Origin of the sequence: Arthrobacter sp. OV608, assembly GCA_900110595.1 — a bacterium.
Classification (GTDB): Bacteria; Actinomycetota; Actinomycetes; order Actinomycetales; family Micrococcaceae; genus Arthrobacter.
The window spans coordinates 66112-83986 of the sequence record FOEZ01000017.1 but is presented as its reverse complement, the minus strand read 5'-3'; the positions used below and the strand labels follow the sequence as shown (position 1 = coordinate 83986).

Below are 17875 nucleotides of genomic sequence, written 5' to 3'. Positions count from 1 at the left end.
CCGACGATGGCTTCGTGGCGGAAGTCGATGGGGTCATCGCAGACGGCCTGGCCCTTGAGGTGGTTGGAGATGGCCCAGACCTTCAGGTTGTACTTCTCCAGAACGGCGAGTTTGGAGTCGACGTAGCCGGGTTCGTCCCAGCGCCAGGCGTCCAGGTGGTCCCCGGAGACGGCGATTTCCAGGCCGTCGTAGCCCCAGCCGGACGCCAGGCGCGCGACTTCCTCGAAGGGCAGGTCCGCCCACTGGCCGGTGAACAGGGTATAGGGGCGGGACATGTCAGGCTCCTTCGGTGTGCAGTTGGACGAGGGCACTCTTGGCGGCGGCGGATTCCTCCACGGCGGCCAGGATGCGCTGGACTTCCAGGCCGTCCTCGAACGACGGCGAGGGCGGGGTGCCGCCGTCGATGGCCAGCAGGAGGTCGCGGATCTGGTGCGTGAAGGTGTGCTCCCAGCCGATGATGTGACCCTGGGGCCACCAGGCGTCCAGGTACGGGTGTTCCGGTTCGGTGACCACGATCCGGCGGAAGCCCTGCTCACGCGCAGGCGCCGTGGCGTCCAGGAACTGAAGCTCGTTGAGGTTCTCCAGGTCGAAGCGGAGGGCGCCTTTATCGCCGTAGATTTCGATCTGCAGGGAGTTTTTCCGCCCGGTGGCCACACGGGAGGCCTCCACTGAGGCGATGGCTCCGGAAACGAGGGCCAGGGTTGCCCAGGCGGCGTCGTCCACCGTGACGTCTTCCGGCCCTTGCGCGCCGGGCCGCTGGTGAACAAACGTCTGCAGCCGGCCCGAGACTTCCGTGACCTTGTCGCCGAGCAGGAAGAGGACCTGGTCGATGGCATGGGACGCGATGTCTCCCAGGGCCCCGGAACCGGCGGTCTCCTTCCTCAGCCGCCAGGTCATCGGTGCCGACTCGTCGGCCAGCCAGTCCTGGAGGTAGGCCGCGCGGACCTGCCGGACGTTACCCAGCCTGCCTTCGCTCACCAGTTCCTTCGCGAGGGCCAGGGCCGGGACGCGGCGGTAGTTGAAGCCCACCATCGACTGCACACCCTGTGCCCTGGCGGCCTGGGCGGCAGCGGTGATGGCCTCAGCTTCGGCCAACGTGTTGGCCAGGGGCTTTTCCAACGGGACGTGCTTGCCGGCTTCGAGTGCGGCGATGGCGATTTCGGCGTGCATCCAGCCCGGCGCGCAGATATCGACGATATGGATGTCGTCCCGGTCCAGGACCGTGCGCCAGTCCGTGGCCGTTTCCTTCCAACCGTACCTGGCGGCGGCTTCCGCAACGGCGGCGGCGTCCCTGCCCACCAGGACCTTCTGCTCGATGGCCGGGACATCGAAGTAGCTGGCAACGTTCCGCCACGCGTTCGAGTGTGCCTTGCCCATAAAGGCGTAGCCGATCATTGCCACTCCCAGAGTGGCCTGGTTTGTCTCGTTAGTCATGCGCCTTCTCCCAGCGTCAAGGTTTCGGGGGCCCAGTCCTCGGGGACTGGTTGGGATACCGGCGCGTTGCTGGCAACGTCTACGAAGGTGCCGGATCCCATGGACTCGTTGATGGCCACCATGGCGTCAAGTACGTGGTAGGCCAGTTCTCCGGTGGCGCGGTGGGGGACCCCGGCACGGATGGAACGGGCCATGTCCAGGACGCCCAAGCCTCGGCCGTTCGCCGGGCCGGTGGCCGGGATGGTGGTCCAGTCCTCGTCGCCTGCCCGCCACAGCTTGATGTCGCCGTCGAAGACGTTGGGGTCCGGCAGCGAGATCGTTGCCTCGGTACCGGTGATCTCCACGAATCCCATCCGGACGCGCGGTGACTCGAAGGAGAACACGCCGTGGGAGGACGCGCCGGACTCGAACTGGGCCATGGCGGACACGTGGGTGGGCACCTCCACCGTGAATTCCTCGCCCGCTTTGGGGCCGGAACCGATCACGCGGACGTCCTTGGACTTGGAGCCGACAGCGGCCACCTTGCGGATGGAACCGAAGGCCTGGACCAGGGTGGTGAGGTAGTAGGGACCCATGTCGAACAGGGGCCCGGCGCCGTGCTGGAAGAGGAAGGCCGGGTTGGGGTGCCAGGATTCCGGGCCGGGAGTCTGGAACGTGGTCATGGCCGTCAGCGGGGTGCCGATGTCCCCGCGCTGGATGATCCGCAGAGCCGTCTGCAAACCTGCGCCCAGGAAAGTATCCGGCGCGCAGCCCAACCGGAGCCCCGCGGCGTCAGCGGTCTTGAGCAGGCCCAGGCCGGATTCGCGGTCCAGCGAGAACGGCTTTTCGGTCCAGACGTGCTTGCCGGCGTTGACGGCGGCGGTGGCCACTTCCACGTGGGCGGCCGGGATGGTCAGGTTGACGATGATGTCCACGTCGGGGTGGTTCAGGGCCTTCTCCACCCCGCCCCACTCGGGGATGCCGTACTCCTTGGCCCGCGCCTGGGCCGCTTCCTCGAACAGGTCGGCGATGACGTGCACCTTGAGGTCCGGGAAAACGGTGAGGTTGTCCAGGTACTGTTTGCTGATGTTCCCGGCGCCGATGACGGCAACGCCTACCGGGCCTCTACCGGTGGCGCTCATGCCTTGATTCCTTCGCCTGATGCCATCAGGAACGACAGGCTCTCGTTGATGCCTTCGAAGATGTCGCCGCTGTAGTCGTCAAACTCCACCACGCCGACTTCCAGCGACGCGGCCGCCGCGATGACGTCCAGCACGGCCACTTTGCCCTGGCCGGCCGGAAGCTGGGCCTTGGTGTCGGTGGTCAGGGGACCGTCCTTGATATGAATGAACTTCACGCGGTTTCCGAGCTTGCCCAGGATATCCATCGGGTCCTGCCCGCCCACCGCAACCCAGTACGTGTCCACCTCAAGAACCAGCTCGGGGTCCAGCAGGTCTGCAAAGTACTCCAGCGCAGTGCGGCCCTCGATGATGGACTCCAGCTCCCACTGGTGGTTGTGGTATCCCACCCGGATGCCGTATTTGGCGCCCTTCTTTGCCGCCTCGTTCAGCAGGGCGGCCGTGGCCCGCACGTCTTCGGCGCTCTGCCAGCGTTCGGCCGGGATGTACGGCTCGATGACGGTGGTGATGCCCAGTTCCTTGGCTGCGGCGAAGATCTGGTCCTGGTCCTGGCTCAGCAGCGGCGCGTGGCCGGACGGTGCGCTCAGGCCGTTCTCCCGCAGCGCCGCCCCGAGTTCCTGTGCCGTGGCGACGAAGTTGTACGGCTCCACCTGGGTGAAGCCGATCTCCGCGACTTTCCGGATGGTGCCGGGGAGGTCTTCCTGGATGGCGTTCCGCAAGGTGTAAAGCTGGAGCGAGTAGGACATTGAAGTCTCCTGGTTCTGGGAGGTTCCGGAGCGGCGATGGATCCGGACACGGGAGTGGGCCCGGCCACAATTCTTCGGCTACTGCAACGCTAGGATGACTTTTGCTGTGCGTCAAGCAAAAGTCGCTGGCGTGACATGCAGAAGTGGCCGTGCTATCTATGTCCTATGACCAAGACAGCGGGGAGCAGCGCCGTGCCTGAGCCTGCCCTTGCCCAGGGCGGGGCCGGCGTGCTGTTCCAGCTGCTGCGTGACGGCAAGGCACGCACCCGCGCCGAACTGGCCCTGACCACCGGGCTGGCGCGCTCCACCGTGGCGTCCCGGATCGATGCCCTCATCGCGTCCGGCCTGGTGGGTCCTGCGGGGGAGGCCAACTCCAGCGGCGGCAGGCCGCCGTCGCGCTTTGCCTTCAACCCCGCCGTCCGCGTAGTGCTGGCAGTGGACGTCGGCGCCACCCACGTCATCGTCGCCGTCACGGACCTTCGCGGCGAGGTCCTCGCCGAGCAGCGCCTGGCGCAGGACGTGGCGGACGGACCGGAGGCAGTGCTGGACCGCGTGATGCGGGAAGGCATGCTGCTCGTGGCCGCTGCAGGACGCAGCGCGGATGACGTGGCCGGAGTGGGTATCGGCCTGCCGGGGCCCGTGGAACACGCGACGGGACGGCCGGTCAAGCCGCCCATCATGCCGGGCTGGGACGGGTTCGACGTCGTCGCCTACGTCCAGCGCTCGCTGCCGGTTCCGGTGCTGGTGGACAACGACGTGAACATCATGGCGCTGGGGGAGCGGACCGCACACTGGCCCGAACACGACAACTTCCTGTTCATCAAGGTAGCCACCGGGGTGGGGTCCGGAATCATCAGCAGCGGGACGCTGCAGCGCGGCGCCAACGGCACCGCCGGCGACCTTGGCCATGTGCGGGTCCCGCGCGGCGACGACGTGCTGTGCCGTTGCGGCAATTACGGCTGCCTGGAGGCGCTGGCTTCAGGCCCGGCCCTGGCCGCTGAACTGGACCGGCAGGGTGTGCCGGCCGCCAGGGGCAGTGACGTGCTGCGGCTGGTGGCGCAGGGAAATCTGCAGGCCATCCAGGTCCTTCGCCAGGCCGGACGCGACGTGGGCGACGTCCTGGCCACAGTGGTCAACCTGCTCAACCCGTCAGTCATTGTGATCGGCGGGAGCCTGGGCCAGGCAGGGGAGCACCTCATGGCCGGGGTGCGCGAAGTGGTGTATCGGCGCTCGCTGCCCCTGGCCACAGCCCACCTGAGGATTTCCCTGTCGATGGCCGGAGACAGGGCGGCCATTTTGGGCGCCAGCCAGATGGTCACGCAGCACGTGTTGTCCCCGGCTGCCGTGGAGGCAACCCTTCAGGCAGCGGGTTAGCCTCCCCCGGAATTCCCTGGCTGCGTCTGGCTGCCTCGGGCTGAGGACCGGCAGCCCTAGGCTGAAATCACGCGCACGGGCGACCCTGCAAGCCAGGCCTTGACGTCCTCCAGCGCCCCGCCGTAGAACTGCCGGTAGCTCTCCCGCGTCACGTACCCCAGGTGCGGGGACAGCACAGTGTTGGGAGCAGTGAGGAGGGGGTGGCCTGCCGGGAGGGGTTCGTGGTCGAAGACGTCCACCGCGGCCCCTGCGATCCAGCCTTCGGCCAGCGCCCGGACGAGCGCGTCCTGGTCCACGAGCGGGCCGCGGGCAGTGTTCACCAGGATGCCGTCAGGGCCCAGCAGCCTCAGCTCCGGCTCGCCCACTATGCCTTCCGAACGGGGAGACAGGCGCAGGTGGAGGGTGGCGACGTCGGAATTCCGGAAGAGCTCCTCCTTGGACACCTTCCGCACTCCGGCCTCGGCGGCGGCCTCATCCGTGAGGTTCTGGCTCCATGCGAGCACGTCCATGCCGAAGGCCTGGCCGTAGCCGGCAATCCTGCGGCCGATCTTGCCCAGGCCCACCACGCCGAGCGTTTTGCCCGCAAGTTCGAACCCCACTGTGTGTTGCCACGACCCGACGCGCAGCGAACTGTCTTCGGCGGGGATGTTGCGGGCGATGGCCAGGAGCAGGGCCCACGTGAGTTCCGGTGCGGCGGTGGGGGACCCGGGGGTGCCGCAGACCGTGATGCCGAGGTCGGCAGCGGCGGCCACGTCGATGGACGCGTTGGCCATTCCCGTGGTGACGAGGAGCCGAAGGGCGGGGAGTTTCTCCAGCACCTCACGGGGAAAGGCTGTCCGCTCCCGCATGGCAATGATGATTGTCGCGTCGGCGAGGGCGGACTCCAGTGCATCCGGCGAACTGAACGGCTCGCGGTACGTGGTGACCGCAACGCCGTCGGCCGCAAGGGAGGACCAGTCGGCGAAGCCGTCGGCCACGCCCTGGTAGTCGTCAAGGATGGCAAGCCGGTGCTGCATGTCTGTGTCCTTCGTCCCGGAGTCTGCGGCAGTGATGTTCATCGTATGGCAGGACGGCGCGGCAATAGGGGACTGGCCCGCGTTATGCCCGTGATAGCAATGAGGGTGATGAAAAAAGTTCCAACCCCCACGCCCAGCTGGTGAGCGCCCCTTTCCTGGCCCGGATCCCGCGGACCTGGATCCTGCTGGCCTGTATCGGGCTGCTGGCACTGAACCTGCGGGGCCCGTTCGTGGCCGTTGCCCCTGTGGTGGACGTGATGCAGGCGGACCTTGGGTTCTCGCCGGTGGTGCTGGGCCTGCTCACCAGTATCCCGGTCCTCTGCTTCGCGCTGGCGGCACCCCTGGCCTCACTGGTGGCCCGCGGGTACGGTGCGGAACTTGCCGTGACCTTGACCATCCTGGGAGTGCTCGCCGGCGTCATCATCCGCTCAGCCGGCGGTCCTGCGCTGGTGCTGGCCGGGACTGTGGTGATCGGCCTGGCCATCACTATCGGCAACATCGCCGCTCCCCTCATCATTCGCCGCGACTTTCCGCCGCTGCGGCAGGGCACTGCGATGGGGGTCTACACCGCCGCGCTGAACGTCGGATCCTTCCTGACCTCGATGGTCACGGCGCCGCTGGCCGAACTCGCGGGCTGGCAGCTCGCGCTCGCGTCCACCGCGCTTCTGGCGGTAGCGGCCATCGTGTGCTGGGTGCTCGCCATCGGATTCCGTGCAGCCTTTGTGCCCTCCGCAGCTCCCGTGCCGGACGGGCAGCGGCCGGCGGCTGTGGCCGGTTCGGCGTGGACCACGGCCGGGCTTACTGCAGCATTCGCCGGCCAGGCCTTCTCCTATTACGCCGTCACGGCGTGGCTGCCCAGCTACCTTAACGACGAACTCGGCATGTCCGCTTCGGGTGCGGGCGCAGGCTCCTCCCTGTTCCAGGTGTTCGCCATTGTGGGCGGCCTGGGCGTGCCGTTTGCGGCCAAGTATTTCAGTACGACGACGACGGCGGTCACGTTGGGTGTGTTGTGGACGTCCGTGCCCGCGGGCCTCCTGCTGGTACCCGAGCTCTGGTGGCTGTGGTCCGTTTTCGGCGGCGTGGCCCAGGGCGGGGGAATCACCCTGATCTTCATCGCCATCATCAAGCTGGCCCGGGACCAGGTTGCCGCCGGCCGGATGTCCGCCACCGTCCAGGGGCTGGGCTATTGCTTCGGTGCCGTGGCTCCTCCGCTGGTGGGTTATGTGCACGACGTCTCGGGTTCCTGGACACCGGCCCTGCTGGTCATCCTGGCATCGGTGCTGACGTTCTTCGTCGCGTCCACCCTCTCCGTACGGCGGGTGCCGAAGGGGCGATAGCCGGCCGACCGCCGTCGTCCGCCTTCCCACCCCCACGGACGCTCTCTCACTTAACGCGGCTTAACGGCCGACGCTCTCTCACTTTCTTCTGGAAAGTGAGAGAGCGTCGGCGGATTTCGCACATTAAGTGAGAGATCGTCCGGGGGTGTCGTGGCGGGTAGGGGCCGTTCCGGCGCCGGACTCGCTCAGAGATGCTCCGTCGCCGGGCCGGCCCTCCGGATTTCGGAGGTGCTTGTTGCGAAGGGCGTGCCGGCCCGGCAGACGGAAGTCTATTGCCACTCAGACCGCGGCGAGCTCCTCGACGGTGGCCTTTTCGCGGGTTTCGGTGAGGTAGCGCGCGTAGGCGGGCAGGGTGAGGAAGGACGGGAAGTCGTGGCCGAGGGTGACTTCTTCGAAGATGTCGCGGGCGTCTTCGAAGCGGTCGCCGTCGAAGCGTTCGAGCCGGGCGAATTCTTCGTCGAGCAGCTCCTCGATCCAGTGGTGGGTGATGATTTCGCCGTGGTCGGTGATGGCCCGGGCGTAGATCCATTGCCAGAGCTGGGAGCGGGAGATTTCGGCGGTGGCCGCGTCTTCCATGAGGTTGTGGATGGCCACTGCACCGTTGCCGCGGAGCCAGGATTCGATGTAGCGGATCCCGACTTCGATGTTGTTCCGGATGCCCTGTTCGGTGATGGTGCCCTGGGTGGCGGCCACGTTGATCAGGGCCCGGTCGTCCGGAGTGACGTCCTCGCGGGTGCGGTCCAGCTGGTTGGTCTTTTCGCCCAGGATGGAGTCGAACACCTCGCGGCAGACGGGGACGAGGTCGGGGTGCGCCACCCAGGAGCCGTCGAAGCCGTCGTTGGCCTCCCGGGTTTTGTCCGCACGGACCTTCTCGAACGCGTTGGCATTCGCTTCGGGGTCCTTGCGGTTAGGGACTGCTGCGGCCATGCCGCCGATGGCCATGGCGCCGCGTTTGTGGCAGGCCCGGACAAGTTGTTCGGTGTAGGCGCGCATAAACGGCTGCGTCATGGTTACCTGGCCGCGGTCCGGGAGGACGAAGCGGGGGCCGCGGGTGCGGAAGTTCTTGATCAGGGAGAAGATGTAGTCCCAGCGGCCGGCGTTCAGGCCGGAGGCGTGGTCGCGCAGTTCGTAGAGGATTTCCTCCATTTCAAAGGCTGCGGTGATGGTTTCGATCAGCACGGTGGCGCGGATGGTGCCCTGCGGGATGCCGAGCAGGTCCTGGGCGAGGATGAAGATGTCGTTCCAAAGCCGGGCTTCGAGGTGGTTTTCGATCTTGGGCAGGTAGAAGTACGGGCCTTTGCCCTGGGCCAGGAGGCGGCGGGCGTTGTGGAAGAAGAACAGTCCGAAGTCCACGATCCCGCCGGCGATCGGGGCGCCGTCGATGAGCATGTGCTTCTCAGGCAGGTGCCAGCCGCGGGGGCGGACCACGATGGTGGGCAGTTCGCCGGCGGGGCGGAGTTTGTATTCCTTGCCCTCGGGGCTGGTGAAGTCGATCCGGCGTTCCAGGGCGTCGGTGAGGTTCAGCTGGCCCTTGATCACATTGCGCCAGGTGGGGGTGGAGGAGTCCTCCATGTCGGCGAGCCAGACCTTCGCGCCGGAGTTCAGGGCGTTGATGGTCATCTTCTTGTCCACCGGCCCGGTGATCTCCACGCGCCGGTCCTCCAGGCCCGGGGCCGGGGGAGCGACCCGCCAGGACGGGTCGTTGCGGATGTCCTCGGTCTCCCGCAGGAACCTGGGATCCTGCCCGCCCGCAATGTCAGCACGGCGGGTCCGGCGTGCCTGCAACAGCTCCTGCCGACGCTCAGCAGTAGCCCGGTGCAGCCTGGCAACGAACTCGAGAGCGTCCGGGGTAAGAACCTCGTCCTGCCGGCAAATCGGCTGCGCAGTCAGGGTAATTCCGTTAATAGTGAAGCTGTCAGTAAAGCTGTTCATTGGAGTGACTCCTTGAAAGTCCGCTGATGCCCTATCACTTATGGTCCTCAAAAGCAGGGATTGAGGACCATAAGTGATAGGGCAACGGGAAAGGGGGAAAGACTTAGTGGAACTGGCCCTCTTCGGTCGATCCGACCAAGGCGAGAGTGGACGCGTTCGGGTTGAGCGCGGTGGCGATGGTGTCGAAGTAGCCGGTACCGACTTCGCGCTGGTGCTTGGTTGCGGTGTAGCCGCGGGATTCGGAGGCGAATTCCCTTTCCTGGAGTTCGACGTAGGCGCTCATGCCTTCGCGGGCGTAGCCGTGGGCGAGGTCGAACATCGAGTAGTTCAGGGCGTGGAAGCCGGCCAGGGTGATGAACTGGAAGGTGAAGCCCATGGCGCCGAGTTCACGCTGGAACTTGGCGATGGTGGCGTCGTCCAGGTGCTTGCGCCAGTTGAAGGACGGTGAGCAGTTGTAGGAGAGCATCTGATCCGGGAACTCGGCCTTGACCGCTTCGGCGAATTTGCGGGCCAGTTCCAGGTCCGGGGTGCCGGTTTCCATCCAGATCAGGTCCGAGTAGGGGGCGTAGGCCTTGGCGCGGGCGATGCAGGGTTCGATGCCGTTGCGGACCTTGTAGAAGCCCTCGGCGGTACGCTCACCGGTGATGAATTCCTGGTCGCGCTGGTCCACGTCCGAGGTGATCAGTGTTGCTGCCTCGGCGTCGGTGCGGGCGATGACCACGGAGGGGGTGCCCGCGACGTCGGCCGCCAGGCGGGCGGCGTTCAGGGTGCGGACGTGCTGCTGGGTGGGGATCAGGACCTTGCCGCCGAGGTGGCCGCACTTCTTTTCCGAGGCGAGCTGGTCTTCCCAGTGAACACCCGAGGCGCCGGCCTGGATCATGGATTTCATGAGTTCGTAGGCGTTCAGCGGCCCGCCGAAACCTGCCTCGGCGTCGGCGACGATCGGGACCAGCCAGTCCTCAACGGTCTGGACGCCCTCGGAGAATTCGATCTGGTCGGCCCGGAGTAGGGCGTTGTTGATCCGGCGTACCACGGTGGGGACAGAGTTGGCGGGGTAGAGGGACTGATCCGGGTACGTGTGGCCGGAGTTGTTGGCGTCCGCGGCGACCTGCCAGCCGGAAAGGTAGATGGCCCGGAGTCCGGCTTTGACCTGCTGGACGGCCTGGTTGCCGGTCAGGGCGCCCAGGGCATTGGTGTAGCCGCCGGTCTTGTGCTCTTCGGTGAGCTGCTTCCACAGCTTCTCGGCACCGCGGCGGGCCAGGGTGTGCTCTTCGGAGACGCGGCCGCGGAGGCGGACGACGTCGGAGGCGGAGTAGTCCCGGGTCACACCTTCCCAGCGGGGGTTGGCGGCCCACTCGAGCTCCAGGGCGGCGGCCTGCTGTTCGGGCGTCTGCTGGGTGGGCTCAAATGCTGCAGTCATCGTTGATCTCCTTGATTGAGCTCCGGATGGAGTAGGTGGGAACCGCTTCATTGAGTTTCCCACCGGCTTTCCGGTGCTGTGTTTCTTTCCGTAGCCACTACTTTTCAGCACTTTCAACCTCCTTTCTAGATAGAAAGTGTGGAAAGAAACGCACTTCTTCCCGTATTCTTCAGAAATGCCACCTTCAAGCTGGAACAGGGACGTTTCCCAGCCGCCGTCCACCGCCGCAGCGGAACTGGACGTGATTGCCCTAGGCCGCCGCGTCCGCCATCTGCGCAAACAAGCCGGGCTCACGCTCGATGACCTGAGCGCCGCCGTCGGCACCGCTCCAAGCCAGCTCAGCCTGATTGAAAACGGCAAGCGTGAGCCCAAGTTGACCCTGCTCCAGCACCTTGCGGGGGCACTTAACGTCAGCATCGACCAACTGCTGGGGGCCGAACCTCCCAGCCGCCGAGCGGCCCTGGAAATCGAGCTCGAACGGTACCAGCGCGGGCGGCTTTATGAATCCCTGAACCTGCCCAAAATCCGCATCAGCTCGCGTCTTCCGCTGGATGTGCTCGAGGCCCAGGTGGGGTTGCTGCAGGAGCTCGAACGCAAGATGAACGAGCAGGTGGCTACCCCGGAAGAAGCCCGCAGGGCCAACGGTGAACTGCGGGCGATGATGCGGGAGCGGGGCAACTACTTTCCGGAGTATGAGGCCGAAGCGCAGAAGGTCCTCAAAGAGGTGGGTTACACCACCGGGCCGCTGAGCCAGCACGTGATCGCGGACATCGCCGCGCATCTCGGTTTTACCCTGCATCACGTGGGCGATTTGCCTCATTCAACCCGGTCAGTGACAGATTTGAAGAACCGCAAAATTTATCTGACGCAGAGCCAGCGGCAGGACCACGATCCCCGCTCGGTGCTGCTGCAGGCCCTGGGCCACTACGTCCTCGGCCATGAGACGCCCCGAAACTACGGTGACTTCCTGGCGCAGCGGGTGGCCACCAACTATTTCGCCGCCGCCCTGCTCCTGCCCGAGCAGGCAACGGTGGAATTTTTGCAAAAAGCCAAGACGGCGAAGGAAATCGCGGTCGAGGATATCCGGGACGCGTTCGCCGTCTCCTACGAAACCGCGGCCCACCGCTTCACCAACCTCGCCACCAGGCACCTGGGCATCACCACCCATTTCCAGAAGACGCATCAGAGCGGGATCATCTACAAGGCCTACGAGAACGACGGCGTGAACTTTCCGCAGGATCACACCGGCGCCATCGAGGGGCAGCCGTCCTGTAAGGCCTGGACGTCCCGGGCAGTGTTCGACGTGCCGGATAAGTTCAGCGCTTACAGCCAGTACACGGACACTCCGTCCGGCACGTACTGGTGCACTGCCCGCACTGAACGGTCGCCGAGCGGCGAGTTTTCATTGAGCATCGGTGTTCCTTACCAGCACGTGAAGTGGTTCCGCGGGCGGGAGACGACGGCGCGGGCTACGTCGAACTGTCCGGATCCTACGTGCTGCAAGCGGCCGCCTGAGTCCTTGACGTCCGAATGGGCGGGGAACGCCTGGCCGTCCGCCCGCGCCCACTCGCACCTGCTGGCCGCCATGCCGCCGGGCGCCTTCCCGGGTGTGGACGAAACTGAGGTGTACAGCTTCCTGCAGGCCCACTCCGGGAGTTAAGCGATACGGCGTCCCGCAGGCGTGGCTACTTAACGCTTTCCCCCGCAAGGCGAAACGGGGAGATTACGTCCTCGAAAATAGCAGCGCGAAGGACTGCCCGGGCCTCCAGATAGGCAGCTTGGCTGCCCGACCAGCGTTCCGAATCCCTGAGGAATCGCAGGAAGTCATAGAGGGTTGTTGCCACCAGGACGGCACATTTTTGGTGGACCACAAACAACGCTGCCATCATTTCGAGCAACCATTCAGGATCCATAGCTGTCACTGTGGTCGGACGTCGGCTTGAAAGCGCATAGACCTTATAAAACCCGGTCAGCTGTTCCAGAACCAGCCTAAAATCGTTTTTACCTTCGTGCTCCCGATACCACCGATGGAAATCTGGCAGCACGGAGTCTAATTCGTGCATGATCACGCTACGGGCCACGATGTTGACGCGGCTTCCATCGTCTTTCTTGATCTTTGCCGTGTTCGTGCGTGGCGCCAACCGGCCTTGCTTCCTGGTCACATTGATCCTCACCTTGCTTGTTGCGACGGTCAAATCAAACGCTAATGAGGACGCACTCCGGCTGCCACGAACCGAAGGCCGTATGTGGACAGCTGGCGGAAGCGCAATCCGGGACCTGATTCAAGCGCCCGCTTAGATCTTGGATGTTTGTGGTCAGAGGCGAGAGTGATGGGGCGTCTGCCCGATTGAAGCAGGAAGTGATGGGGCGTTTGCTTACCCGTGGAGCTCCCGGTACGCGGCGGCTGCTCCAGGGTGCAGCGGCAGGCCGGCGGTGTTGATCAGGGATTCCGGGCTGAGGAACTGGACACCCAGGCTGGACTGGGGAATGAGCTCCTCCGCGCGATTGACCAACAGCTCCACAGTCCGCTTTACGGCGGTGTCCGCCAGATCGCTACGGCACAGCAGCAGGTTGGTCACCCCCACCGTCCAGACTGCGGGAAGCCCCTCGTATGCTCCGGCCGGGATGAGCACCCGGTCGTAAAAGGTGCCATACTCCGCACGCAGCACAGGAAGCAGCACGGAGAGATCCAGGAAAGCGAGGCCCACGTCGTGGTGGGCGGCGGCGATGGCGGCGGTGGGCACACCCCCGGACCAGAACAAGGCATCCACCGAACCGTCCCGGAGTGCTGACAGCCCGTCATTGAGTCCCAGGTTCAGGACGGTCACCGCTTCTCCGCGGCTGGCGGCACCACCGGCGGAGACGGAAGTGAGGCGGGCTGCTTTCAGCAGGCGCGGTGTGGTCAGGGATGTTCCGGACCCCGGCTCACCCACAGCCACCGTCCTGCCTGCCAGATCCGAGATGGTGCGAAGACCGCTGGCCTGCCGGACCGCACAGTGGACGTAGTTTTCGTAGACCCGGCCGAGGGCTGCGATTCCCGCCTCGGATGCGATCCTCCCCGCTGCCTTTTCGGCCGCCGAATCAGCAAGGGCGACGGCAAACGTAGCCCGCCCGCCGAGGAGGTGCTCAAGGTTGTCCAGGCTGCCGCCTGTCTGGAGGGCGGTGGCCTGCCGGGCCACCCCGTTGCGTTGCAGCGAGGCGGCAAGCAGGGTAGCGAACTCGAGGTAGAAACCGCCCGGCTCGCCACCAGCCACAACTAAAGAATCCACCCGGTCTTCCGGAGTGCAGGCACCCAGCGCCGGCAGCAGAATCCCCGCCAGTCCGGCGGCCGCACCGGCTTTGAGCACGCTACGCCTCGACATGGAGGTGGTCAGAAGGGCAGCAGGGTCACTCATTCGATGCCGCCTGCCGGTTGGTCTCCCAGCTCTGAGCCGGCCCGCGGGAACTCGAGGCAGGCTCGCAGACCGTGGGGTTGTGCCCCGGATAGCAGGAGACGTCCGCCGTTCGCCACTGCCAGTTTGTCCACGATGGTCATGCCCAGGCCGTTGCCGCTGACCGCCGTGTGCTTTGGCGAGCGCCAAAAACGCTGTGTGGCCACTGACCTTTCATCGGACGAAAGCCCCGGCCCGTCGTCGGACACTTCAATCACCACACTGGCGCCGCGTGCGTGGACAGCAACTGTGACAGTGGCGCGGCCGGCGTACTTGATTGCGTTGTTTAGCAGTTCGCCAACCATCTGGGCCAGGTCGTCCGGGCGGCAGGCAATGAGTGCCGGCACGTGATGCGGGCTCCCGAGCACGATGGAGGCGCCCGCCAGCCGTGCGGCCGGTCCTGCCCGTTCGGCTTCCCCCTGCAGGACGGGAAAGGGGTCAATCGGAGTCCGGTCGGCGGGGGAGGGACCTCCCGACGGGGTGCCGGCCGAGTCCGCGAAGGCCCGGTGCTCCGCCGCGGCAAGTTTCAACACGCCGTCCAGGATCTCCTCCACACGTTCAAGCTCCGTGACCACTGCGGCAGCAGCCGCCCGCTCCTTGGTTGTCTTCAGTTCCAACTGCAGCAGGTCGATCCGCAGCCGCAGTGCTCCCACTGGGTTGCGGAGCTCATGGGAGGTGTCCGCTATGAGCTGGCGTTGGGCTTCGAGGCTGTCGCTGACACTCTGTGCCATGGAGGTGAAGGACCGGCTCAGTTCCCTCAACTCGGGCGGGCCTTCCTCCGGCAGCCGGCCGCTCCGGCCAGTTGTTTCAAGCTCGGCGACGGCGGCATTGAGCCGGTGGACCGGGCGCAGCACCCAGCGGGTCACCCGGGCCGCGGCGATGAGGAGCAGCGCCGCGAGGGCAGCTGCGGCCAGTCCGACGGCGAGCCAGCGTTCGCGCAGTTTCTGGCGGGCAGCGTCCTGGTTGACTTCCAGGACCGCCGCCCCGAGCACTTGGCTGGCACTTCCGAAGGAACGGGAGATCACCGCCGAACCGGTGCCGAAGGGTTGAACCGGCGCCAGCGTGGTGTCACTCAGGTTCAGGCTTGCCCTGGCCAGGGCGTCCCGTACGTCGGCCCGGTCCTCGCTGAGGCCGCCGGAGCGCAGGGTGCCTTGCTGCAGCCGGATCAGGACGCCTTCCCCATAGAGCTCGGAGTACCGGTCCATTTCAGCCTGCAGCTGGGTGGCCTCGCCGCCGTCGGCCCCGGCGTCGAAAGCGACCTGGGCGAGCCGGTTCAGGGAAGCGGCCCGGTTGATTTGAAGCTCCTGGGTAAGTTCCCTGCCGGCCGACGCCAGGATGGTGTTGGACGCGATGAGGACCAGTAGGACGGACAGGACGCTCAGGATCCCGAGGACGCGGAGCCTCACGCAGAATCCGCCTCGATGCGGTAGCCTACGCCCCGGACGTTGATGATGAAGCCCGGAAGTCCAAGCTTGGCGCGGAGGCCGGTCAGATGAACATCCAGGGCACGGGAGGAGGCGACGAACGCATCACCCCACAGCGAGTCCAGGATCTGCTCCCGCGTCACCACTGAACCTGCATGGCTGGCCAGGAGTGCGAGCAGGTCGAATTCCGTGGCCGTCAGGGAAAGGTCTTCCTTGGCAAGGACAGCCACCCGGCGTTCGAGGTCCACTTCCAGGTCGCCCAGCGTGATGAGGCGCTGCCTGGTGTCCTGCGACCTGGCCGCCCGGCGGGTCACAGCCTCAATGCGGGCGAGCAGCTCCACCAGCTTGACTGGTTTGACCAGGTAGTCGTCCGCTCCGGAGCGCAGGCCCAGAACGACGCTGCGTTCGTCGTCGCGCGCGGTCAGAATCAGGATGGGAACATCGGTGACCTGCCGCAGCTTGCGCAGGACTTCCAGCCCGTCCATGTCCGGGAGTCCCAGGTCCAGCAAGATAACTCCGAACCGCCGGTGCCCGAGGAGCGCGTCCGCGCCGCGGGACACCCTGCTGGAGGTGTGCCCGGCAGAAACCACCGCCGCTTCGAGGGCGGATGCCATGGCGTCGTCATCCTCGACGATGAGCACATCCATAGCCAGTTCCTGTTCCCTTTCGAGCGGCACGATGTCGCGGCTCCCCGGACGACTGTCCCGCACCACTCTGCCTGCCCTTGGCAGATTACCCCTTCCACCGGTTCTCCGCCGCGCGCGCAGGAGCCATCCGGCACCACGGCAAAAGGAACGAATACCTAAGGAAGTGTTAGGAATTCCGTTTTCGCTTGGGCTGTGCCGTGGCTCACGCATAGCTTGGATGAGGTCCTCAGGCTTTGCGAGGGGACGAACAACCTCAAGGAGGAACCATGAGCAACGCTGCCATGGACAGCACAAAAATCAGGCCGGAGCGGACAGCGGGGACCGCGCAGCCAAGGAAGGTTCAGCGATGAGCAGCCAGCAAACCGCAACAGTCAGTGAATCGGCACAGACCCGGCGCGCCGTGGGCAACATTCTGAAGGGCTCCGCCGGCAACCTGGTGGAGTGGTACGACCTCTACGTCTACACAGTCTTCGCCGCCTACTTCCAGGCGCACTTCTTCAACTCCAAGGATGAACTCCAGGCCGGCCTTGAAGCCATGGCCGTTTTCTCAACGTCCTTCCTCATGCGCCCCATCGGCGCCTGGTTCTTCGGCCGGTACGCGGACCGCAAGGGCCGCAAGGCAGCATTGACGCTCAGCGTGACCATGATGTCTGCCGGTTCATTCGCCATCGCCATCCTTCCCACGCAGGATGTAATCGGGCTCTGGGCGATGATCCTGCTGGTCCTCATCCGGGTGATCCAGGGGTTCTCCGTAGGCGGCGAGTACGGCACCAGCGCCACGTACATGTCAGAGGCCGCCACCAGCAAGCGCCGCGGATTCTTCTCCAGCTTCCAGTACGTCACCCTGGTGGGCGGCCAGATGCTGGCGCTGCTGGTCCTGGTGATCCTGCAGAACGCCATACCCAAGGGCGATCTCACCGAGTGGGGCTGGCGCATCCCGTTCGCCATCGGCGGCGTCGCCGCGCTGGTGGTCCTGTGGCTGCGGCGCTCCATGGAAGAAACTGTCTCGGCCGAGCAGATCCAGGCTGCCAAGGCCCCGGCAGCGGGGGGAGCTCAGCCGGGCACCATGAAACTGCTGTTCACCCAGTACTGGAAGCCGCTGCTGATCTGCATCGGCGTTACCCTGGGCGGCACCGTGGCGTTCTACACCTACACCAACTTCATCCTGAAGTTCATGAACGATACCTCCGGCATCGCCAAGACCGACACCTCCGTGATCAACTTCTGGGCGCTGTTCATCTTTATGCTGCTGCAGCCGGTCTACGGCATCATCTCGGACAAGGTAGGCCGCAAGCCGCTGCTGCTGTGGTTCGGCATCACCGGAGTCCTGTTCACCTGGCCGCTGCTCTCCACCCTTGCAGGCACCAAGGATCCGTTCACCGCGTTCCTGCTCATGATGGGCGGCCTGCTGATCGTGGGCGGTTACACCTCCATCAACGCCCTGGTGAAAGCCGAACTCTTCCCGGCCTCCATCCGCGCCCTCGGCGTGGGCCTGGGCTACGCCATCGCCAACTCGCTGTTCGGCGGCACAGTCCCGCTGATCGGCGCGGCCTTCCAGAAAGCCGGGCGGGAGGACCTGTTCTTCACCTACGTCACCGTGGCCATCGCAGTGTCCCTGCTGGTGTACATCTTTGCCCTGAAGAACAAAAAGGCCACGCACCTGGACCGCGAACAGGGTCACGCCTGGGACCAGGCGCCCACGGGCAGCGGCAAGGACAAGGACTCCCTCGGCGTGTGACGCCGGGAGAAGGAACAAAGACGGAAAACAAAGGAGGGTACGACGGCGGGTGGACACCCGCCGTCGTACGCCCACCACTGCAGGACGCTCTATCAGTTCCTGCAGGAAATACCCGAACGCTCTATCACTCTCTTCAGGAAAGTGATAGAGCGTTCCGGGTTTCCCCGCGTTAAGTGAGAGAGCGTCCTATGGGGGACATCGCGGGGGCGCGAGACCTAAATGAGTGCAAAGCGTGACCCTACCGGCATGGTCCGCTGC

General features: G+C 65.5%; 14 protein-coding genes and 1 pseudogene. 4 read left to right on the top strand and 11 right to left on the bottom strand.

Features of this window, described 5'->3' with window-relative positions; genetic code table 11:
- From BMX78_RS18320 to BMX78_RS18305, 4 genes and pseudogenes are all read right to left on the bottom strand, one after another.
- Positions 1–275 (bottom strand): annotated as a pseudogene (locus BMX78_RS18320) (sugar phosphate isomerase/epimerase); the annotation flags it as partial.
- A gap of 1 nt (position 276) precedes the next feature.
- Entirely contained in the window at positions 277–1434 is a 1158-nt protein-coding gene (locus tag BMX78_RS18315) for a Gfo/Idh/MocA family protein (protein ID WP_091422478.1), read from the bottom strand.
- Positions 1431–2555 (bottom strand): Gfo/Idh/MocA family protein, encoded by a 1125-nt coding sequence (locus BMX78_RS18310; protein ID WP_091422473.1) that lies wholly within the window; start codon positions 2553–2555, stop codon positions 1431–1433. The genes BMX78_RS18315 and BMX78_RS18310 overlap by 4 nt, the downstream gene beginning before the upstream one ends.
- Positions 2552–3298: a sugar phosphate isomerase/epimerase family protein gene (locus BMX78_RS18305; protein ID WP_091422468.1), complete on the bottom strand. Its 747-nt coding sequence runs from the start codon at positions 3296–3298 to the stop codon at positions 2552–2554. Before BMX78_RS18305 ends, BMX78_RS18310 begins: the two co-directional genes overlap by 4 nt.
- A 165-nt stretch (positions 3299–3463) precedes the next feature.
- On the opposite strand from BMX78_RS18305, the gene BMX78_RS18300 reads away from it, so the two are divergent.
- Positions 3464–4672 carry an ROK family transcriptional regulator gene (locus BMX78_RS18300; RefSeq protein WP_286139129.1) on the top strand — a complete coding sequence of 403 codons (1209 nt, stop codon included), beginning with the start codon at positions 3464–3466 and terminating at the stop codon, positions 4670–4672.
- Positions 4673–4728: 56 nt separating this feature from the next.
- On the opposite strand, the gene BMX78_RS18295 is transcribed toward BMX78_RS18300, so the two are convergent.
- Positions 4729–5688 carry a D-2-hydroxyacid dehydrogenase family protein gene (locus BMX78_RS18295; protein WP_091422460.1) on the bottom strand — a complete coding sequence of 320 codons (960 nt, stop codon included), beginning with the start codon at positions 5686–5688 and terminating at the stop codon, positions 4729–4731.
- Positions 5689–5828: 140 nt separating this feature from the next.
- On the opposite strand from BMX78_RS18295, the gene BMX78_RS18290 reads away from it, so the two are divergent.
- Positions 5829–7025 carry an MFS transporter gene (locus BMX78_RS18290; protein ID WP_091422456.1) on the top strand — a complete coding sequence of 399 codons (1197 nt, stop codon included), beginning with the start codon at positions 5829–5831 and terminating at the stop codon, positions 7023–7025.
- Between the two features lie 279 nt (positions 7026–7304).
- Here the strand turns inward: BMX78_RS18290 and aceB are convergent, their stop codons facing one another.
- On the bottom strand, positions 7305–8957 hold the full coding sequence (gene aceB / locus BMX78_RS18285; protein WP_091422452.1) for a malate synthase A: 1653 nt from the start codon (positions 8955–8957) through the stop codon (positions 7305–7307).
- 103 nt (positions 8958–9060) lie between these two features.
- Positions 9061–10377, bottom strand: a complete 1317-nt coding sequence (aceA, locus tag BMX78_RS18280; protein ID WP_091422446.1) for an isocitrate lyase — start codon at positions 10375–10377, stop codon at positions 9061–9063.
- Positions 10378–10552: 175 nt separating this feature from the next.
- Between aceA and BMX78_RS18275 the strand changes: the two genes are divergently transcribed.
- Complete coding sequence (locus BMX78_RS18275; protein ID WP_091422442.1) at positions 10553–12037, top strand: helix-turn-helix transcriptional regulator; 1485 nt, start codon at positions 10553–10555, stop codon at positions 12035–12037.
- A 25-nt stretch (positions 12038–12062) separates the two neighbouring features.
- Here the strand turns inward: BMX78_RS18275 and BMX78_RS18270 are convergent, their stop codons facing one another.
- The 4 genes from BMX78_RS18270 to BMX78_RS18255 all read right to left on the bottom strand — a co-directional run bounded on the left by BMX78_RS18270 (position 12063) and on the right by BMX78_RS18255 (position 15879).
- Complete coding sequence (locus tag BMX78_RS18270; protein WP_139205026.1) at positions 12063–12539, bottom strand: hypothetical protein; 477 nt, start codon at positions 12537–12539, stop codon at positions 12063–12065.
- Between the two features lie 213 nt (positions 12540–12752).
- Positions 12753–13772 carry a TAXI family TRAP transporter solute-binding subunit gene (locus BMX78_RS18265; RefSeq protein WP_091422438.1) on the bottom strand — a complete coding sequence of 340 codons (1020 nt, stop codon included), beginning with the start codon at positions 13770–13772 and terminating at the stop codon, positions 12753–12755.
- The gene (locus tag BMX78_RS18260; RefSeq protein ID WP_091422437.1) at positions 13769–15214 is read right to left on the bottom strand and encodes a sensor histidine kinase; all 1446 of its coding nucleotides are present in this window, start codon (positions 15212–15214) and stop codon (positions 13769–13771) included. The genes BMX78_RS18265 and BMX78_RS18260 overlap by 4 nt, the downstream gene beginning before the upstream one ends.
- Positions 15211–15879 (bottom strand): response regulator transcription factor, encoded by a 669-nt coding sequence (locus BMX78_RS18255; protein WP_091422434.1) that lies wholly within the window; start codon positions 15877–15879, stop codon positions 15211–15213. The genes BMX78_RS18260 and BMX78_RS18255 overlap by 4 nt, the downstream gene beginning before the upstream one ends.
- Positions 15880–16225: 346 nt before the next feature.
- Between BMX78_RS18255 and BMX78_RS18250 the strand changes: the two genes are divergently transcribed.
- Entirely contained in the window at positions 16226–17617 is a 1392-nt protein-coding gene (locus tag BMX78_RS18250) for an MFS transporter (RefSeq protein WP_091422432.1), read from the top strand.
- The last annotated feature ends 258 nt before the right edge of the window (positions 17618–17875 follow it).

What these genes read in the sequence shown, in the direction of transcription:
- BMX78_RS18315 (WP_091422478.1), bottom strand. Translation starts at nt 1,434, where the DNA reads ATGACTAACGAGACAAACCAGGCCACTCTGGGAGTGGCAATGATCGGC.
- BMX78_RS18310 (WP_091422473.1), bottom strand. Translation starts at nt 2,555, where the DNA reads ATGAGCGCCACCGGTAGAGGCCCGGTAGGCGTTGCCGTCATCGGCGCC.
- BMX78_RS18305 (WP_091422468.1), bottom strand. Translation starts at nt 3,298, where the DNA reads ATGTCCTACTCGCTCCAGCTTTACACCTTGCGGAACGCCATCCAGGAA.
- BMX78_RS18300 (WP_286139129.1), top strand. Translation starts at nt 3,464, where the DNA reads ATGACCAAGACAGCGGGGAGCAGCGCCGTGCCTGAGCCTGCCCTTGCC.
- BMX78_RS18295 (WP_091422460.1), bottom strand. Translation starts at nt 5,688, where the DNA reads ATGCAGCACCGGCTTGCCATCCTTGACGACTACCAGGGCGTGGCCGAC.
- aceB (WP_091422452.1), bottom strand. Translation starts at nt 8,957, where the DNA reads ATGAACAGCTTTACTGACAGCTTCACTATTAACGGAATTACCCTGACT.
- aceA (WP_091422446.1), bottom strand. Translation starts at nt 10,377, where the DNA reads ATGACTGCAGCATTTGAGCCCACCCAGCAGACGCCCGAACAGCAGGCC.
- BMX78_RS18275 (WP_091422442.1), top strand. Translation starts at nt 10,553, where the DNA reads ATGCCACCTTCAAGCTGGAACAGGGACGTTTCCCAGCCGCCGTCCACC.
- BMX78_RS18265 (WP_091422438.1), bottom strand. Translation starts at nt 13,772, where the DNA reads ATGAGTGACCCTGCTGCCCTTCTGACCACCTCCATGTCGAGGCGTAGC.
- BMX78_RS18255 (WP_091422434.1), bottom strand. Translation starts at nt 15,879, where the DNA reads ATGGATGTGCTCATCGTCGAGGATGACGACGCCATGGCATCCGCCCTC.
- BMX78_RS18250 (WP_091422432.1), top strand. Translation starts at nt 16,226, where the DNA reads ATGAGCAGCCAGCAAACCGCAACAGTCAGTGAATCGGCACAGACCCGG.